The organism is Streptomyces deserti (genome assembly GCF_054782695.1).
In genome coordinates this window covers 43,569-61,726 of record NZ_BAAGRZ010000018.1, presented here as the reverse complement: position 1 = coordinate 61,726, position 18,158 = coordinate 43,569, and the positions used below count along the sequence as shown (strand labels likewise).

10 protein-coding genes are annotated in these 18,158 nt (G+C 70.6%); 7 read left to right on the top strand and 3 right to left on the bottom strand.

The genetic code is table 11. The features are described 5' to 3' along the window. The first annotated feature begins 12 nt into the window (after positions 1-12). Positions 13-726 (top strand): glycoside hydrolase family 12 protein, encoded by a 714-nt coding sequence (locus tag ACYVMZ_RS26095; protein ID WP_461083711.1) that lies wholly within the window; start codon positions 13-15, stop codon positions 724-726. A 72-nt stretch (positions 727-798) separates the two neighbouring features. On the opposite strand, the gene ACYVMZ_RS26090 is transcribed toward ACYVMZ_RS26095, so the two are convergent. Continuing rightward, positions 799-2,850 (bottom strand): glycoside hydrolase family 31 protein, encoded by a 2,052-nt coding sequence (locus ACYVMZ_RS26090; protein ID WP_461083709.1) that lies wholly within the window; start codon positions 2,848-2,850, stop codon positions 799-801. Positions 2,851-2,934: 84 nt separating this feature from the next. Beyond that, a complete protein-coding gene (locus ACYVMZ_RS26085; protein WP_461083707.1) occupies positions 2,935-3,948 on the bottom strand; it encodes a LacI family DNA-binding transcriptional regulator in 1,014 nt (337 codons plus the stop codon). 236 nt (positions 3,949-4,184) lie between these two features. Between ACYVMZ_RS26085 and ACYVMZ_RS26080 the strand changes: the two genes are divergently transcribed. The 5 genes from ACYVMZ_RS26080 (at position 4,185) to ACYVMZ_RS26060 (ending at position 10,061) form a co-directional block, all read left to right on the top strand. Continuing rightward, positions 4,185-4,400: a hypothetical protein gene (locus ACYVMZ_RS26080; protein WP_461083705.1), complete on the top strand. Its 216-nt coding sequence runs from the start codon at positions 4,185-4,187 to the stop codon at positions 4,398-4,400. 149 nt (positions 4,401-4,549) lie between these two features. Continuing rightward, positions 4,550-6,490 carry an acyl-CoA dehydrogenase family protein gene (locus ACYVMZ_RS26075; protein WP_461083703.1) on the top strand — a complete coding sequence of 647 codons (1,941 nt, stop codon included), beginning with the start codon at positions 4,550-4,552 and terminating at the stop codon, positions 6,488-6,490. A 310-nt stretch (positions 6,491-6,800) separates the two neighbouring features. Beyond that, positions 6,801-8,018: a 1-deoxy-D-xylulose-5-phosphate reductoisomerase gene (dxr, locus tag ACYVMZ_RS26070; RefSeq protein ID WP_461083701.1), complete on the top strand. Its 1,218-nt coding sequence runs from the start codon at positions 6,801-6,803 to the stop codon at positions 8,016-8,018. 8 nt (positions 8,019-8,026) lie between these two features. After that, complete coding sequence (locus ACYVMZ_RS26065) at positions 8,027-9,319, top strand: M50 family metallopeptidase (RefSeq protein ID WP_461083854.1); 1,293 nt, start codon at positions 8,027-8,029, stop codon at positions 9,317-9,319. Between the two features lie 139 nt (positions 9,320-9,458). Next, entirely contained in the window at positions 9,459-10,061 is a 603-nt protein-coding gene (locus tag ACYVMZ_RS26060) for a response regulator transcription factor (RefSeq protein ID WP_461083699.1), read from the top strand. Here ACYVMZ_RS26060 and ACYVMZ_RS26055 read toward each other — a convergent pair. After that, entirely contained in the window at positions 10,002-11,165 is a 1,164-nt protein-coding gene (locus ACYVMZ_RS26055) for a sensor histidine kinase (RefSeq protein WP_461083697.1), read from the bottom strand. The two genes, ACYVMZ_RS26060 and ACYVMZ_RS26055, sit on opposite strands and share 60 nt — an antisense overlap. 321 nt (positions 11,166-11,486) lie before the next feature. Between ACYVMZ_RS26055 and ACYVMZ_RS26050 the strand changes: the two genes are divergently transcribed. Beyond that, a complete protein-coding gene (locus tag ACYVMZ_RS26050) occupies positions 11,487-18,155 on the top strand; it encodes a polymorphic toxin-type HINT domain-containing protein (RefSeq protein ID WP_461083852.1) in 6,669 nt (2,222 codons plus the stop codon). Positions 18,156-18,158: the final 3 nt, after the last annotated feature.

Below are 18,158 nucleotides of genomic sequence, written 5' to 3'. Positions count from 1 at the left end.
GGAAGGGACACCATGGCATCACGCACGACGCGCAGGATCACCAAGGTCCTGCTGGCCCCCGCCCTGGCGCTCGGCGCCACCATCGGCCTCGCCGCCGCCCCCGCCTCCGCCGCCGTCTGGAACTCCTGCGACCAGTGGGGCAACACCAGCCTGAACGGCTACACGCTCTACAACAACATCTGGGGCTCCGGCGCCGGCAGCCAGTGCATCTGGGCCAACTCCGGCACCAACTGGGGCGTGTGGGCCAACCACCCCAACACCGGCGGCATCAAGTCCTACCCCAACTCCAAGAAGGTGATCAACAAGACGATCACCTCACTCGGCTCGCTCACCAGCAGCTACAACGTCACGGTCCCGTCGTCCGGCGCGTACAACACGTCGTACGACATCTGGGACACCGACTACGACTACGAGATCATGCTCTGGGTGAACTACAACGGAGCCGTCGGCCCGCTCGGCACCTCGCAGGGCACCGTCACGCTCGGCGGCCACACCTGGAACGTCTACAAGGGCAACAACGGCGCGAACGAGGTCTTCTCGTTCCTGTGCACGTCCGACTCCAGCTCCGGCACCGTCAACATCCTGCCGATCCTCAAGTGGATCAAGGACACCAAGCGCTGGATGGGCAACGAGACCATCGGTGACGTGCAGTTCGGCTACGAGATCACCTCGTCGTCCGGCGGTCTGGACTTCCGCACCAACAACCTCACCGTCAGCAGCAGCTGAGCCGCCGCACGCTGAGCCGCGGCACGGCGAAAGGGGCCGGTCCCGGAAGGGACCGGCCCCCCTCGCGCGTCCTCACCGCGCGATCGGGAGCTCCGCCCCGTCCCGCAGGAACAGCGGGATGCGGTCCAGCGGCGCGTCGACCGTCACGGTCCGGCCACCCTCGTACGTCTCACCCGTCCACGCGTCCGTCCAGGTCGCGCCCGCCGGCAGATACGCCGTGCGGACGGTGGCGCCCGCGGTCAGCACCGGCGCGACGAGCAGGTCCGGGCCGAAGAGGTAGGCGTCGTCGACCGACCAGGTCGCCTGGTCCTCCGGGAACTCCAGGAACAGCGGCCGCATGACCGGCAGCCCGTCCTCGTGGGCCGCGCGCATCACGTCCAGGACATACGGCTTCAGGCGCTCACGCAGCCGCAGGTACTTCTCCAGGATCGCGCCGGCCTCCTCACCGTACGACCACACCTCGTTCGGGCCGCCGGTCATCTCCGGGCCCAGCGGCATGCCCGGGTCGCGGAAGCCGTGCAGGCGCATCAGCGGGGACAGGGCGCCGAACTGGAACCAGCGGACCATGACCTCGCGGTAGGCCGGGTCGTCCGGGTCGCCGCCGTGGAAGCCGCCGATGTCGGTGTTCCACCAGGGGATGCCGGACAAAGCCGTGTTGAGGCCGGCCGCGATCTGGCGGCGCAGGGTCGGGAAGTCGGTGCCGATGTCACCGGACCACAGGGCGGCGCCGTAGCGCTGACTGCCCGCCCACGCCGAGCGGTTGAGGGTGACGATCTCCTCCTCGCCGGAGGCGCGCAGGCCCTCGTAGAACGTGCGGGCGTTCTCGGCCGGGTAGAGGTTGCCGACCTCCAGGCCCGGGCCCGCCCAGTAGCGCAGGTTCTCCTGGAAGCCCGGCTTCAGCTCCGGCTCGCAGGCGTCCAGCCAGAACGCCGTGATGCCGTACGGATCGAGGTAGTTCTCCTTGACCTTCGACCACACGAACTCGCGGGCGTCCGGGTTGGTGGCGTCGTAGAACGCCACCTGGACCGTGGAGGCGACCTCCTTGTCGGGCCAGTCGGCGTGCGCCATCGGGCCGTACTGGGAGCCGATGAAGTAGCCGCGCTGCTCCATCACCGGGTGGTTCTCGGACAGCGGGGACACCGACGGCCACACGGAGACGACGAGCTTGATGCCGAGCTCGTCCAGCTCGCGCGCCATCGCCGCCGGGTCCGGCCACTCCTTCGGGTCGAACTTCCACTCGCCCAGGTGCGTCCAGTGGAAGAAGTCGCAGACGATGACGTCGATGGGCAGCCCGCGGCGCTTGTACTCCCGCGCCACGGCGAGGAGTTCGTCCTGCGTGCGGTAGCGCAGCTTGCACTGCCAGAAGCCGGCCGCCCACGCGGGCAGCATCGGCGTACGGCCGGTGACCGCGCTGTAGCGGCGCTGGGCCTCGGCGGGGGCGCCCGCGGTGATCCAGTAGTCGATCTGGCGGGCCGAGTCGGCGACCCAGCGGGTGCCGTTGTGCGCCAGCTCCACACGGCCGATCGCCGGGTTGTTCCACAGCAGGGTGTAGCCCCGGCTGGAGGTGAGCACCGGGATGCCGACCTCGGCGTTGCGCTGCACCAGGTCCAGGACCAGGCCCTTCTGGTCGAGGCGGCCGTGCTGGTGCTGGCCCAGGCCGTACAGCTTCTCGTCGTCGTAGGCGGCGAAGCGCTGCTCCAGGCGGTGGTAGCCGTTGCCGACCGCCGTGTACAGGCGCGAGCCCGGCCACCAGAAGTGGGCGCGCTCCTCGGCCAGCAGTTCGCCGCCGTCGCCGGTGCGCGTGAACCGGATGAGGCCCTCCGCGTCGACCTCGACGGTGAGCGCGCCGACGGTCACCTGCCCCCGCCCGTCCTCGATCTTCACCGTCGACGACGTCGACGGGGCCGTGTCGAGCAGCGCCCCGGGCAGGCCTTGAAGGATCGGACCGCCGAGCCGGGCCCGGACCCGGACCGCGTCCGGTCCCCACGGCTCGATCCGTACGGTCTCCTGGCGGCCGCTCCACTCCAGCGCGCCGTCCCGCTCGCGGAACGTGCCGACGGTCGGGGAGGACTGCGCGAGGCTGACAGCGCCGTGCGGAGGCAGGTTTTCGGCAGGCTGAGTCACGTGGGGTGCTCCTGAAGGGAGTGCAGACAGGGGGGTGCCCTCGTGGGGCGAACGGCTTGCGAAGTGTCGTGCGCGTGCGAGGGGCTACGACCGGCTGGGCGCCGGCCCCGTGCTCGCCCGCACGGTCAGCTCGGGCGCGAGCAGCACGACCTCGTCCTTTCCGCGCCCGTCGAACTTGGCGACCAGGTGTTCCACGGCGTGCCGGCCCATCTCCTGCGCGGGGATGGCGACCGACGTCAGCCGCACCGAGGCCTGCGTGGCGACCTGGTCGGGGCAGATCGCGACCACCGACACGTCCTCCGGCACGGCCCGGCCCTGCTGCCGCAGCAGGGCGAGCAGCGGCTCGACCGCCGACTCGTTCTGTACGACGAACCCCGTGGTGTCGGGGCGTTCGTCGAGGACCCGGGCGAGCGTCACGGCCATCGCGTCGTACCCGCCCTCGCACGGCCGGTGCAGCACCCCCACCCCCAGCTCCCTGGAACGGGACCTGAGCCCGTCGAGGGTCCGCTCGGCGAAGCCGGTGTGCCGCTCGTAGACCGCGGGCGCCTCGCCGATGACCGCGATGTCGCGGTGCCCCAGCTTCGCCAGATGCTCCACGCACAGCGCGCCCGTCGCCTTGAAGTCGAGATCGACACAGGTCAGGCCGGTCGTGTCGGTGGGCAGACCGATCAGCACCGCCGGCTGGTCCGTCGCCCGCAGCAACGGCAGTCGCTCGTCGTCGAGTTCGACGTCCATCAGGATCATCCCGTCGGCGAGCCCGCTGCCGGTGACCCGGCGCACCGCGTCGGGACCCTCCTCGCCGGTGAGCAGCAGCACGTCGTACCCATGGGTGCGGGCCGTGGTGGCCACCGCGATGGCGATCTCCATCATCACCGGCACGTACATGTCCGTGCGCAGCGGGATCATCAGCGCGATGATGTTCGACCTGCTGCTGGCCAGGGCGCGGGCCCCGGCGTTCGGGTGGTACCCGAGCTCGCGGATGCTCCGCTCGACCCGCTGCCGGGTGGTCGCGGAGATGGACCGCTTGCCGCTGAGGACATAGCTCACCGTGCTCGCCGAGACTCCGGCGTGCTGGGCGACCTCGGCGAGGGTGACCATCCAGCTCTCCAAGCTTTGTGAAGCGCTTCGACAGTGCGCGTTGCTGATAACGGGGTGTGAGGGTGGTTCGACAGTAGCTCTAGCGGGAGTGGGTGTCCATAGGTTGTCGAAGCGCTTCGACAGCTTTCCTTCGACGGACACTCGACCGGTGTTTCCCGCGGGTGCGCGGCAACCTCCCGGGCGGGCGGCGGCCACTGGGAGGACCTACCCGAACCGTCCCCCCGGAAGGGCCTCCGATGCAATACCGCCGCCCCCGCTTGCTCAACCGCCAGGGCGGCGCCGGCCCGCTCGGCACGAAGGCCGCGCTCAACCTCGACGACTTCACCCAGGCCCTCGTCCGGCGCAAGCCGCTCAGCGACGACAAGTACGTCTCCGGCATCGAGTCCGGCACCGAGGTCTTCAAGGGTTCGGGCCGCCTGGACACCAGGGCGTACTCCGTCACCATCGGCTGAACGGCCGCACGAAGGGTGGTGGGGGCGCCCGGAATCGGGTACATACGATCGAGTAGCACCGGTCAGTAGCGTACGCCCGCAAGATCACGCAAGACGATCTTGTGAGGCGTACACCCCTACACGTCCCGATTCGCGGCGAGGTGAGCCTCATGTCCGCAGTACCCGCGTCTCCATCCCGACCCACCGTCACCGAACGTGAGGCCCGCCAGGTCGCCGAGGCCGCCCGGGAGCAGGACTGGCGCAAGCCCAGCTTCGCCAAGGAACTGTTCCTCGGGCGCTTCCGGCTGGACCTCATCCACCCCCACCCGCTGCCGGCCGACGAGGACGCCCAGCGCGGCGAGGAGTTCCTCGCCAAGCTCCGCGACTTCTGCGAGACGAAGGTCGACGGCGCCCTCATCGAGCGCGAGGCCCGCATCCCCGACGAGGTGATCAACGGGCTCAAGGAACTCGGCGCGCTCGGCATGAAGATCGACACCAAGTACGGCGGGCTCGGCCTGAAGCACGTCTACTACAACAAGGCGCTCACCCTGGCCGGCTCGGCCAGCCCGGCGATCGGCGTGCTGCTGTCCGCCCACCAGTCGATCGGCGTGCCGCAGCCGCTGAAGCTGTTCGGCACACCGGAGCAGAAGGAGCGGTTCCTGCCGCGCTGCGCCCGCACCGACATCAGCGCCTTCCTGCTGACCGAGCCCGACGTCGGGTCCGACCCCGCCCGCCTCGCCATGACCGCGGTCCCGGACGGCGACGACTACGTCCTCGACGGGGTGAAGCTGTGGACCACCAACGGCGTGGTCGCCGATCTGCTGGTGGTCATGGCCCGGGTTCCGAAGAGCGAGGGCCACAAGGGCGGCATCACGGCGTTCGTCGTGGAGACCAACTCGCCCGGCATCACCGTGGAGAACCGCAACGCCTTCATGGGCCTGCGCGGCATCGAGAACGGCGTCACCCGCTTCCACCAGGTCCGCGTCCCCGCCGCCAACCGCATCGGCGCGGAGGGCCAGGGCCTGAAGATCGCGCTGACCACGCTCAACACCGGACGGCTCTCCCTGCCCGCGTCCTGCGTCGCGGCCGGCAAGTGGTGCCTGAAGATCGCCCGCGAGTGGTCGGCCGCGCGCGAGCAGTGGGGCAAGCCGATCGCCCACCACGAGGCGGTCGGGTCGAAGATCTCCTTCATCGCGGCCACCACCTTCGCCCTGGAGGCCGTGTCCACGCTGTCCTCCCAGATGGCCGACGAGGACCGCAACGACATCCGCATCGAGGGCGCGCTCGCCAAGCTGTACGCCTCCGAGATGGCCTGGAAGATCGCCGACGAACTGGTCCAGATCCGCGGCGGCCGCGGCTTCGAGACCGCCGAGTCCCTGCGGGCCCGCGGCGAGCGGGCGGTGCCCGCCGAGCAGATCCTGCGCGACCTGCGCATCAACCGCATCTTCGAGGGCTCCACGGAGATCATGCACCTGCTGATCGCCCGCGAGGCCGTCGACGCCCACCTGTCGGTCGCGGGCGACCTCATCGACCCCGACAAGTCCCTCTCCGACAAGGCGAAGGCGGGCGCGAACGCGGGCGCCTTCTACGCCAAGTGGCTGCCGAAACTGGTCGCGGGACCCGGCCAACTCCCGAACTCCTTCAGCGAGTTCAAGCACGAAGTGGACCTGTCCCCGCACCTGCGCTACGTCGAACGCACCGCCCGCAAGCTCGCCCGCTCCACCTTCTACGGCATGTCCCGCTGGCAGGGCCGGATGGAGACCAAGCAGGGCTTCCTCGGCCGGATCGTCGACATCGGCGCCGAGCTCTTCGCGATGAGCGCGGCCTGCGTCCGTGCCGAACTCCTGCGCGGCCAGGGCGACCACGGCCGCGAGGCCTACCAACTCGCCGACATCTTCTGCCGCCAGGCCCGCATCCGCGTCGAGGAGCTCTTCAACCGCCTGTGGACCAACACCGACGACCTCGACCGCACGGTCGTCAAGGGTGTGCTGTCCGGCACGTACGAGTGGCTGGAGCAGGGCGTCATCGACCCGTCCGGAGAGGGCGCCTGGATCGCGGACGCGACACCCGGCCCGTCCCGGCGGGAGAACGTGCACCGGCCGGTCCGGTGACCCCGGCCCCCGGGGGCGCGAGCTCATGCGGCGCGCGCCCCCGGGAGAGGGACGCGCTGTCCTCGCAGTGCCCCGGTGCGGCCACAATGGAGGAATGAGCGACTCTCCAGCCCCCTCAGGGCGCGGGCCGGAAGCCCCGTCTGCCCTGCGACGCCATGCACGCACTCTCGGCGCACCGGGCCCTGACCCAAGTACGTCCAGTACGTGGGCCAGGGCCCGGCACGCCGAGAGCACGCACCTGACGCCGCAGGGCCCGCCCTCCGGGCGGACGACGGGGCTTCCGGCCCGCGCCCTCGCCGACCCACACCTCGTGTACGACCCCCTGGCGGGAGACGGCCCCAAGGACGTGGTGATCCTCGGCTCGACCGGGTCGATCGGCACGCAGGCCATCGACCTGGTCCTGCGCAACCCCGACCGGTTCCGGGTCACCGGCCTGTCCGCCAACGGCGGCCGGGTCGCCCTCCTCGCCGAGCAGGCGTACCGGCTGCGGGTGCGGACCGTGGCCGTCGCCCGCGAGGACGTCGTACCGGCACTGCACGAGGCGCTCTCCGCGCAGTACGGGGCGGGGGAGCCGCTCCCCGAGATCCTGGCCGGCCCGGACGCGGCCACGCAGCTGGCCGCGTCCGACTGCCACACCGTCCTGAACGGCATCACCGGCTCCATCGGACTCGCCCCGACCCTGGCCGCCCTGGAGGCGGGCCGCACCCTCGCGCTCGCCAACAAGGAGTCGCTCATCGTGGGCGGCCCGCTGGTCAAGGCCCTCGCCAAGCCCGGGCAGATCATCCCGGTCGACTCCGAGCACGCCGCCCTGTTCCAGGCGCTGGCCGCCGGCACCAGCGCGGACGTGCGCAAACTGGTCGTCACCGCCTCCGGCGGCCCCTTCCGCGGCCGCACCAGGGAAGAGCTGGCCCACGTCACCGTCGAGGACGCCCTCGCCCACCCCACCTGGGCCATGGGCCCGGTCATCACGATCAACTCCGCGACCCTCGTCAACAAGGGCCTGGAGGTCATCGAGGCGCACCTGCTGTACGACATTCCCTTCGATCGCATTGAGGTGGTGGTGCACCCGCAGTCGTATGTCCACTCGATGGTTGAGTTCACGGATGGATCGACACTGGCCCAGGCGACCCCGCCCGACATGCGCGGGCCCATCGCCATCGGCCTAGGCTGGCCCGAACGCGTCCCCGACGCGGCGCCCACCTTCGACTGGAGCAAGGCGTCGACCTGGGAGTTCTTCCCACTCGACAACGAGGCGTTCCCCTCGGTGAACCTCGCCCGGCACGTCGGTGAGCTGGCGGGCACCGCCCCGGCGGTGTTCAATGCGGCCAACGAGGAGTGCGTGGAGGCGTTCCGCCAGGGCGCGCTGCCATATCTCGGGATCATCGACACCGTCACGCGCGTGGTCGAGGAGCACGGCACTCCCCGTGCGGGAACCTCACTGACCGTGTCGGACGTCCTCGAAGCGGAGACCTGGGCGCGGATGCGGGCCCGGGAACTGGCGGTACAGACGGCGGAGGCCCGTGCATGACGACCCTGATGTTCATCCTCGGCATAGTCGTCTTCGCGGTCGGCCTGCTGTTCTCCATCGCGTGGCACGAGCTGGGCCACCTGTCCACCGCCAAGATGTTCGGCATCCGCGTGCCGCAGTACATGGTCGGCTTCGGCCCGACCCTCTGGTCGCGCAAGAAGGGCGAGACCGAGTACGGGATCAAGGCCATCCCGTTCGGCGGCTACATCCGCATGATCGGGATGTTCCCGCCCGGCCCGGACGGCCGGCTGGAGAAGCGCTCCACGTCGCCGTGGCGCGGCATGATCGAGGACGCGCGATCGGCCGCCTTCGAGGAACTGCGGCCCGGCGACGAGACCCGCCTGTTCTACACCCGCGCGCCCTGGAAGCGCGTGATCGTGATGTTCGCGGGCCCGTTCATGAACCTGATCCTGGCGGTGGTGCTGTTCCTCACCGTCCTGATGGGCTTCGGCATCACCCAGCAGACCACCACGGTCAGCTCGGTCTCCAAGTGCGTCATCGCCCAGAGCGAGAACCGCGACGACTGCAAGGCGTCCGACCCGGCCAGCCCGGCCGCCGCGGCGGGCCTGAAGGCGGGCGACAGGATCGTCTCCTTCAACGGCGTCAGGACCGACGACTGGAACCACCTCTCCGACCTCATCCGCGCCAACCCGGGCAAGGAGGTGCCGATCGTCGTCGACCGCAAGGGCGAGAACGTCACCCTGCACGCGAAGATCGCCACCAACCAGGTCGCGAAGAAGGACGCCGGCGGACAGATCGTCGAGGGCCAGTACGTCACCGCCGGCTTCCTCGGCTTCAGCGCCGCCACCGGCGTGGTCAAACAGGACTTCGGCGAGTCCGTGACCTGGATGGGCGACCGGATCGGCGAGGCCGCCGACTCCATCGCCGCCCTGCCCGGCAAGGTCCCGGCCCTGTGGGACGCGGCCTTCGGCGACGGCCCGCGCGAGGCCGACTCCCCGATGGGCGTGGTCGGCGCCGCCCGCGTCGGCGGTGAGATCGCCACGCTGGACATCCCCGCGACCCAGCAGCTGGCCATGTTCATCATGCTGGTCGCCGGCTTCAACCTCTCCCTGTTCCTGTTCAACATGCTCCCGCTGCTGCCGCTCGACGGCGGCCACATCGCGGGCGCCCTGTGGGAGTCGCTGCGCCGCAACACGGCCAAGCTGCTGCGCCGCCCGGACCCGGGCCCGTTCGACGTGGCGAAACTCATGCCGGTCGCCTACGTCGTCGCCGGGATCTTCATCTGCTTCACCCTGCTCGTGCTGGTCGCGGACGTCGTCAATCCCGTGCGCATCTCCTGACGAGCGTCCTGACGACTGTTCTGACGACCCTCCTGACGGCCGGGAGCGGGCCGGCATCGGCCGGTCCGCTCCCGCCGCACTCGGCGGCCTCCGCACCTTGTGACCGCGCTCGCGCCCAGCGCACGGGAGCATCCCCTTCATGATCAAGATCCTCGTCGTGGAAGACATGCAAGTGGTCCGGGCGGGTCTGGTCGCCCTTCTCGACGGTGAGTTCGGCATGCGGGTCGTGGCACAGGCGGCCGACGCGGCCGAAGCCCTGGCCGCCGTCGACCGTGCGACACCGGATGTCGCCCTGCTCGACATCGACCTGCCGGGTATGGACGGGCTGGCGCTGGCACGTGAGCTGGCCGAGCGGGCACCGGCCTGCCGTTCCGTCATGCTCACGGCCATGGACCGGCCCGGCCATGTGCGGCGCGCTGTGGAGTCAGGGGTGTCTGGCTACCTTCTGAAAAGCATCTCGCCCAGGGAGCTCGCGGCCGCCGTACGCACGGCCGCCGCCGGCGGGCGGGTGATCGAGCCGCGTGAACTCGTCGAGATGGGGGGAACGGTGACCCCGCTGACACCGCGCGAGGCCGAAGTGCTCAGGCTCGCCGCGAGCGGGGCCGATGCCCGCGCGATCGCCGGCGACCTGTTCCTCAGCGTGGGCACCGTACGCAATCGCCTGTCGTCCGCCGTGGGGAAGCTACACGCCCGCACTCTGGTGGACGCCATCCGCATCGCCGAGCGGCACGGATGGATTTAGGGGGAGCCGGGCGACCAGGAGGAAACGGCCGTGTGCCGCCCGCACCTCCAGCGTGCCGCCCAGGGCCAGGGCCCGTAATCTCAGGCTCGCCAGCCCACTGCCGTGCCGAGCGGTCGCGGACGCGGTGGAGACGCCGTTGTTGCCGACGGTCAGCCGGACCTGCGACTGCTGCACCGTCACTTCGACGCTGCACCACGTCGCACGGCTGTGCTGCAGCACATTGCCGATGCCCTCCCGCAGCACGGCCACCAGACAGTGGCTCACCGGCCCCGGGATCTCAGGATGCGGCGCGACCGTGACCCGGGTGACGATCCCGGCCTGCACCAGCACCCGCCGGGCGTGCATGAGCTCCGTGCGCAGCTGCGCGAAGACCCGGTCCGCGGCGATGCCCCGCACCTCCGCGTGGGCGCGCCGGGCCAGTGTCGCGATCTCGCTGAGCACCTGGTGTCCCGGCGCGGAGGGTGACATGCCGCGCAGTGCGTTCTCGCTCTGCACAGCGATGGAGACGAGCGAGGATCCGAACAGGTCGTGCAGGTCCTGGGCCATGCGGGCCCGCTCCCGGTACTCGGCCAGGCGCGCCGCCTGGGCCTGCGACGCCTGGAGACGGGCGACGAGCAGGGCCAGGTGGACCACCGCGTACACGGCGCTCGCGGTGATCAGCGTGGACACCAGCACGCTCATACCGCTGCGGTGCGTGCTCACCAGACTGCTGTGGACCAGGACGGGACCGCTGGCCGTGACCGCCAGCCCGATGACCACGGACGCCGGGCGGGGCACGGTGAGCAGCACGGCCCCGGCCAGAAAGCCCAGCAGGCTCAGCCACGAGCGTTCGAAGGCCAGGACCGGAAGGTACGTCATCAGCGCCTGCAGGCCGAGCAGGGCCCAACGCCACAGGTGCGGCAGGCGGTAGGGCGGAGGCGCGTACTGCCCGAGCAGGACCGCCGGGAGCAGGAGCAGCAGGATGATCCCGGTGATCAGCGTCCCCTTGCTCAGGGGCTGGGCGAGCAGCTCCACGGCCAGCAGGACGAGCGAGCCGATGACCAGGAGGGCCAGAGAGACCAACGCGACCCCGTTGGCCTGGGACAGGTGTGCCCTGCGTATCACAGCGTCGCTTCCCCCAACTCCGGTGCCCCGGTCACACCGTCGGCGCAGGTGCCCCGTCCATCAGGCCCGTATCCCGACACACTCCACCGAAAGGGTACGACGGCGCAGGACACCGAAAGGTTGTACGGCGAACTCGTGAAGATCTCACTTCTTTGGTGATCGGGAAGATGATCCGATCGGGCGGCTGTGTCCTTCGATCGATTCGCAAGGGGTACCTGCCCGATGAGACATCCCGCGCCCCCACCGCCGGAGTGGGAAGGCTCTGTCCTTGCCTTTCACCGCCGCAGACCGGTGCTGCCGCGCCTCGCGCTCGGCGCCGCCATGCTGCTGGCGGCCGAAGCCGCCCTGCTGGTCGCCGACACGGGCGACGCGGTGGCACTCGGCCTGTCCGGGCAACGTCAGGAGGCGAAAGCCGCACCACCGAAGAAGAGCGGCGTACGCGAGGCCGCGGACATACCCTCGGCCCGGGTCGCCGCCCGCCTGTACGGCCACCGGGTGGAGGCGCTGAGCGAGCGTACCGAGACGTCGGTGACCTGGGTCAACAAGGACGGCAGTCTCACCACCGAGATGGCCGCCGGACCAGTCCGGTTCCAGGGCGACGGCGGCCGGTGGACCAACGTCGACGTGCGGCTGCGGGAAGTGGCCGGCGGAGTCGAGCCCAAGGCCCACCCGGAGGGTCTGCGCCTGGCCGGCAGGGTGGGGAGCCCGGTGAAGTCCTGGCGGGCAGCGCGGGAGGCGAAGGCCACCGACCTGGTCACGCTCGGCGAGGGCGACCAGCGGATCACCTTGCAGTGGAAGGGTGGGCTGCCGCAGCCGAAGCTGCACGGCACGCGCGCCGAGTACGTCGACGCCGTGCCGGGCGCGGACGTGGTCGTGGAGGCCACGCGTACCGGCTTCGAGCAGTACGTGGAGCTCAAGCAGCGCCCCGCCACGGACGGCTACACCTACACGCTGCCGCTGAAGGCCAAGGGCCTGAAGGCGAAGCAACTGAAGGACGGCAGCGTCCTGTTCACCGACCGGAAGAACAAGAAGCGGGCCGTGATGCCCGCGCCGGTGATGTGGGACGCCACCGTCGACAAGCGCTCCGGGGAGCACACCCGCAAGGCCAGGGTTGGCCTGAAGGCCGTGCAGAGGGGTTCCACGGTCGACCTGGTGGTCACCCCGGACGCCAAGTTCCTGGCCGACCCGGACACCAAGTACCCGGTCACCGTCGACCCGTCCACCTCGTCGCTGTCGAACGTGTTCGACACCTACGTCCAGCAGGGCGAGACGGTCGACTGGTCCACCGACACCGAACTCGACTTCGGCAACCCGGGCACGAAGAACGCGGACGGCACGCCGCGCACCGCACAGTCGTTCATCTCGTGGAACACCACGCCTGTCCAGGACGCGTTGGTGTCCAGCGCCAAGCTGAGCCTGTGGAACTTCCACTCGGGCAACACCGACTGCAAGCTCCACCCGTGGGAGGTGTGGTCCTCCGGCGCGGCGTCCACCTCCAGCCGGTGGACGAACCGCCCGACCATGACGGCGAAGAAGGCCACCTCCACCGAGACCCGGGGCAACGCCGGATGCTCCACCCAGCCGGACGGCTGGATCAACGCCGACGTGACGACCCTCGTGCAGGAGTGGGCCTCGGCCAAGGCCACCCGCGGCCACATGGGCATCCGTGCCTCGGACGAGTCGGTGGTCGCGCAGTGGAAGCGGGTCAACTCCGCCAACGCCTCCTCCAACCCGCCCAAGCTGGTGGTCAACTACAACTACCGGCCCCGCACCGGCACCAAGCAGGAGGCCGGCCCGCCGTACTTCTCCTACGGCGGCGCCTACGTCGTCAACACCACCACCCCCACCCTGCGGGACACCTTCGTCGACGCCGACGGTGACAAGGTCAACGGCACCTTCCAGATCTACGACAACGCCACCAACACCCAGGTCGGCGACGTCATCGTCTCCAAGTACGTGCCCTCCGGACAGGTCGCCTCGGTCACCGTGCCCTCGGGTGTGCTGACGAACGGCAAGACGTACAAGTTCCGCACCAGCCCGTACGACGGCACGCACTACAACACCGGCTGGTCGGCGTGGAAGACCTTCACCGTCGACACCAGCGCCCCGTCCGCCCCGACAAAGATCACCTCCACCGACTACCCCTCGACCGCCTGGGTCAAGGGCGCGGGCCAGGCGGGCACCTTCACCGTCACGCCCCCGTCCGGTACCGACCACAACTGGCTGGAGTGGTCGCTGGACGGGGTGACCTGGACCAAGGCCGCCACCGGCGGTTCCTCCGCCGACAAGGCGCTGTCCATCACCCCGCCGAAGAACGGCACCCACACCCTCCAGGTACGGGCCGTGGACAAGGCGGACAACAAGTCCGAGGCGATCGAGTACACCTTCCACGCCGGTCCCGGCGGCTTCGTCCAGCCCTCCGACGGCGAGCGCACCGCACGCCGGCTGTCCCTGGTCGCCGAGGCCGACGCAGCCAAGTACGACAAGGTCTCCTTCTCCTGGCGCCGCTCCGAGGCGGACGGCTGGGTGAGGATCCCCGTCGGGGACGTCACCTCCGGCGGCACCACCCTCACCGCGTGGCCGGTCGCCCTCACCAACGGCACGAACGCGGCACTGGTGTGGAACGCCGCCGGCACCGTCGACCCCGACGGGACCGTGCAGATCAAGGCCGACTTCACCGGTCCCAACGCGGCGTCGGGCAGCACCGAACCGCTCACCGTCGTCGTCGACCGCAACGCCGACGGCGCCGCCTCGGAGGAGGTCGGCCCCGGCACGGTGAACCTCCTCACCGGTGACTTCTCCCTCACCGAGGAGGACGCCTCCTTCTACGACATGGCCGTCAGCCGCACCGCCTCCTCGCGCGTCCCGGACAAGGGCGCCAAGCAGGAGGGGCAGGTCCCGATCTTCGGCAAGGAGTGGGTCGCCGGGACAACCGCGGAGCAGACCGAGTCCGACTACGGCCACCTGCGCAGGGTCTCCGACACGGCCGTCGACGTCGTGACGGCGGAAGGCGACGCCATCCACTTCACCGCCAACGCGGCGAAGACCGGCTGGGTGCCCGAGCCCGGCGCCGAGGACCTCACCCTCAAGGGCGCCGTCAGCGGCAGCTTCACCCTCACCGACACCGACGGCACGGTCACGGAGTTCACCAAGACCGACGCGGCCGCCACGACCTGGCAGGTCTCCAGCACACTGCTGGACGGACTGTCGAACTCCACCACCACCGTGGTCTCCGAGACGGTGACGGTGGACGGCAAGAAGCTGGCCCGTCCCCGGCGGATCATCGCCCCCACCTCGGCCGTGTCCGCGGCGACCTGCACCACGGACCCGACCACCAAGGGCTGCCGGGTGCTGGAGTTCGTCTACGCCACCTCCACCACCGCCACGGCGGACGCCCTCGGTGACTACACCGGACAGGTCAAGGAGATCCGCCTCTACGCCACCGGCAAGGGCGGCACCACCTCCTCCGCCCGCGTCGTGGCCACCTACCGCTACGACACCCAGGGCCGGCTGCGCCAGCAGTGGGACCCCCGCCTGGCCCAGTCCACGCAGACCCGGTACGAGTACGACAGCGCTGGCCGGGTCGTCTCCCACCGGTCGTCGACCGACCAGCCCTGGACCTTCACCTACGGCAAGGCCGGCTCCGCCGCGACCGCCGGTGAGGGCATGCTGCTCAAGGCGAGCCGGCCGACGCTCAAGCAGGGCACCAAGGACACCGCCGACGGCACCGCCGCCACCACGGTCGTCTACGACGTGCCGCTGACCGGCACCAACGCCCCGTACAAGATGGGCGCGTCGGACGTGAAGGCCTGGGGCCAGACCGACGCCCCGACCGACGCCACCGCCGTGTTCCCGGCCGACTCCGTGCCGTCGTCGAACGCCGGTGCGGCACTCACCAGCGGCGCCTACACGCGTGCCGAGATCCACTACCTGGGCGTGTCCGGCCGCGAGGTCAACTCCGCCACCCCGGGCGGACACATCTCGACCACCGAGTACGACCGCTTCGGCAACACCGTCCGGGAGCTCACCGCCGCCAACCGGGCCGTCGCGCTCGGCCTGACCGCCGCGGACAGGGCGACCCAGGCCGATCTCGGCATCGCCCAGCTCACCGGCGCCGAGCGGGCCGACCTGCTGGCCACCAAGTCGGTCTACAGCGACACCGGCACCCGTGAGCTGGAGGAGTTCGGCCCGCTGCGCCGGATCGACCTCACCGCGGACCTGAAGTCCGGCACCACCACCCTGGTCCCGGCGGGCTCCCCGGTGACCGCCCGCAGCTGGACGGTCAACGAGTACGACGCCGGACGCCCGACGGACGGCACCGCCAAGGTCAAGGACCAGGTCACCAAGGCCACGACCGGCGCCCAGATCCGGGAACACCCCACCGTCCACGGTGAGACCCGGGTCACCCAGACCGCCTACGACTGGGCCAAGGGCCTGCCGACCACGACGGTCCAGGACCCCGGCGGCCTGGCGATCACGGGCACGAAGGAGTACGACGCCCAGGGCCGCATCATCAAGGAGCTGCTGCCCGGCGCCACCGGCACCGACGCCGGCACCCGCGTGACCACCTACTGGTCCGCCACCGGTACCGGCGCCTGCCAGGGCCGCCCCGAATGGGCCGACCTGCTCTGCTCCACCGGCCCCGGCGGCGCCATCACGGGCGGCGGCAGCAACCCCACCCAGCTGCCCACGACCACGTTCGAGTACGACTCCTGGGGCAACACCACCGCCGAGATCGAGACCGCGAACGGCGTCACCCGCACCACCAGCACCGCCCACGACAGCGCCGGACGCCCCACCACCACGACGGTGACCGGCGGCACCGGACAGGCCGTGCCGGCCACCACCCTCGGCTACGACGAGGTCACGGGCCGACAGACCACCACCAGTTCGCCGACGGCCGGCACGATCACCAAGGAGTACGACACCCTCGGCCGCCTGGTCTCCTACACCGACGCCGACGGCGCCACGACCACGACCGAGTACGACCGGCTCAACCGCCCGGTCACGGTCACCGACACCGTCCCGTCGACCGTCACCTACACCTACGACCACACCGCCGAGCCGCGCGGCCTGGCCACGAAGGCGACCGACTCGATCGCCGGCACCTTCTCCGCCACCTACGACGCGGACGGCTCGGTGGCCACCGAGAAGCTGCCCGGCGGATACACCCTCACCGTCAGCGAGGACACCACCGGCTCGCCCGCGGGCCGCACCTACACCCGGGACAGCGACGGCACCGTCGTCATGTCCGACGCGGTCACCGAATCCGTGCACGGTCAGGTCACCGGCCACGCCGGCTGGTCCGACCAGACCTACCGCTACGACGCCGCCGGTCGCCTGACCACGGTCGAGGACACGGTGGAGACCGTCTGCACCCGCCGCACCTACGCGTTCGACAACCGCAGCAACCGCAAGTCCCTGACCACCGCGGCCTCGGCTCCCGGCCAGGACTGCCCGACCACCGGAGGCACCACCACCAGCTCGGCCTACGACAGCGCCGACCGCGTCACCGACAGCGGATACGGCTACGACGCGTTCGGCCGGACCACCACCCTGCCCGGCGGCGTGACCGTGGGCTACTACGTCAACGACCTCGCCCGTCAGCAGACCGCGAACGGCAAGCGCCAGACCTGGCAGCTGGACGCCGCCCTGCGGTTCCGGTCCTGGACGGTGGAGACCGACAACGGCGGCACATGGTCGCCGACCGAGAACAAGCTCAACCACTACGACAGCGACAGCGACAACCCCCGCTGGATCGTGGAGAACACCGCCACCGGCGCCCTGACCCGCAACGTCGACACCCTCTCCGGAGACCTCGGCGCGATCACCAGCGCCACCGGCGACACGGTTCTGCAGTTCACCGACATCCACGGCGACGTCGCGCTCCAACTGCCGCTGAACGCGAGCGAGGCCCCGGTCGTCCTCGACACCGACGAGTACGGCAACCCCCGCGACCGGCAGCAGGCGGTCCGCTACGGATGGCTCGGCGGCAAGCAGCGCTCCAGCGAGACGGTGGCCGGCCTCACCCTCATGGGTGTCCGCCAGTACAACCCCACCACCGGGCGCTTCCTGTCTATTGACCCCGAGTACGGCGGCAACGCCAACCCCTACGAGTACTGCACGGCCGACCCCGTGAACTGCTTCGACCTCGACGGAAAGTGGGGCTTCAAGAAGTTCTTCAAGCGGGCCAAGCGCTGGGCCTGGCGCAACAAGTGGAACATCGCGCTCACCGCCGCCGGATTCGTGCCGGGGCTCGGAGCGGCCGCCTGGGGCTACCGCGCCTACCGCGGCTACCGGGCCATCCGCGCCGCGCGCACCATCTCGCGCACCTGCCGGCGGAACTCCTTCCTGCCGGACACCCCGGTCGTGATGGCGGACGGATCCACCAAGCCGATCAGCGAGATCGAGATCGGTGACGGTGTCCTGGCGGCGGACGAGGTCACCGGCGAGATCACGGTGTCCCCGGTGAGCGACGTCATCACCGGTGACGGTGTCAAGGACCTCGTCACCCTCACCGTCGACTCCGACGGCGACGGCCGGACCGAGCGCCTCACCGCGACCGCGGAGCACCCCCTGTACCTCCAGGGCCGCGGCTGGGTGGACGCCGGCAAGGTACGCACCGGGGACCGGCTCCTGGCCCCCGGTGGTACGACACCGGTCGTCACCCGCACGGTGCGGTACCAGGCGGTGCGGCAGGTACGGAACCTCACGGTCGCCGGAACGCACACCTACTACGTCGTGATCGACGGGGCACCGGCGCTGGTCCACAACTGCCGGATCATGAGCAGCAAGTGGTTCGGCAGCCGCCGGGCCGCCTACCGGGCGCGTCGCAACGACTACAACCGGATGCGGCAGCGGGGTTACGTGTGCCAGCTGCGCGGTCCGTGCCGCAACGGCGGCCACGCGCACCTGGACTGGTGGCGCGGCAACAAGTCCGGCACGATCCATTACCGGTGGCACGGCCGCGGCCTGGGCCGCCGGGGCTGACGG

Bases quoted from the DNA above. Each gene is read 5' to 3' on its own strand.
- ACYVMZ_RS26095 (WP_461083711.1), top strand. From the start codon at position 13: ATGGCATCACGCACGACGCGCAGGATCACCAAGGTCCTGCTGGCCCCC.
- ACYVMZ_RS26085 (WP_461083707.1), bottom strand. From the start codon at position 3,948: ATGGTCACCCTCGCCGAGGTCGCCCAGCACGCCGGAGTCTCGGCGAGC.
- ACYVMZ_RS26080 (WP_461083705.1), top strand. From the start codon at position 4,185: ATGCAATACCGCCGCCCCCGCTTGCTCAACCGCCAGGGCGGCGCCGGC.
- ACYVMZ_RS26075 (WP_461083703.1), top strand. From the start codon at position 4,550: ATGTCCGCAGTACCCGCGTCTCCATCCCGACCCACCGTCACCGAACGT.
- ACYVMZ_RS26065 (WP_461083854.1), top strand. From the start codon at position 8,027: ATGTTCATCCTCGGCATAGTCGTCTTCGCGGTCGGCCTGCTGTTCTCC.
- ACYVMZ_RS26060 (WP_461083699.1), top strand. From the start codon at position 9,459: ATGATCAAGATCCTCGTCGTGGAAGACATGCAAGTGGTCCGGGCGGGT.
- ACYVMZ_RS26050 (WP_461083852.1), top strand. From the start codon at position 11,487: ATGCTGCTGGCGGCCGAAGCCGCCCTGCTGGTCGCCGACACGGGCGAC.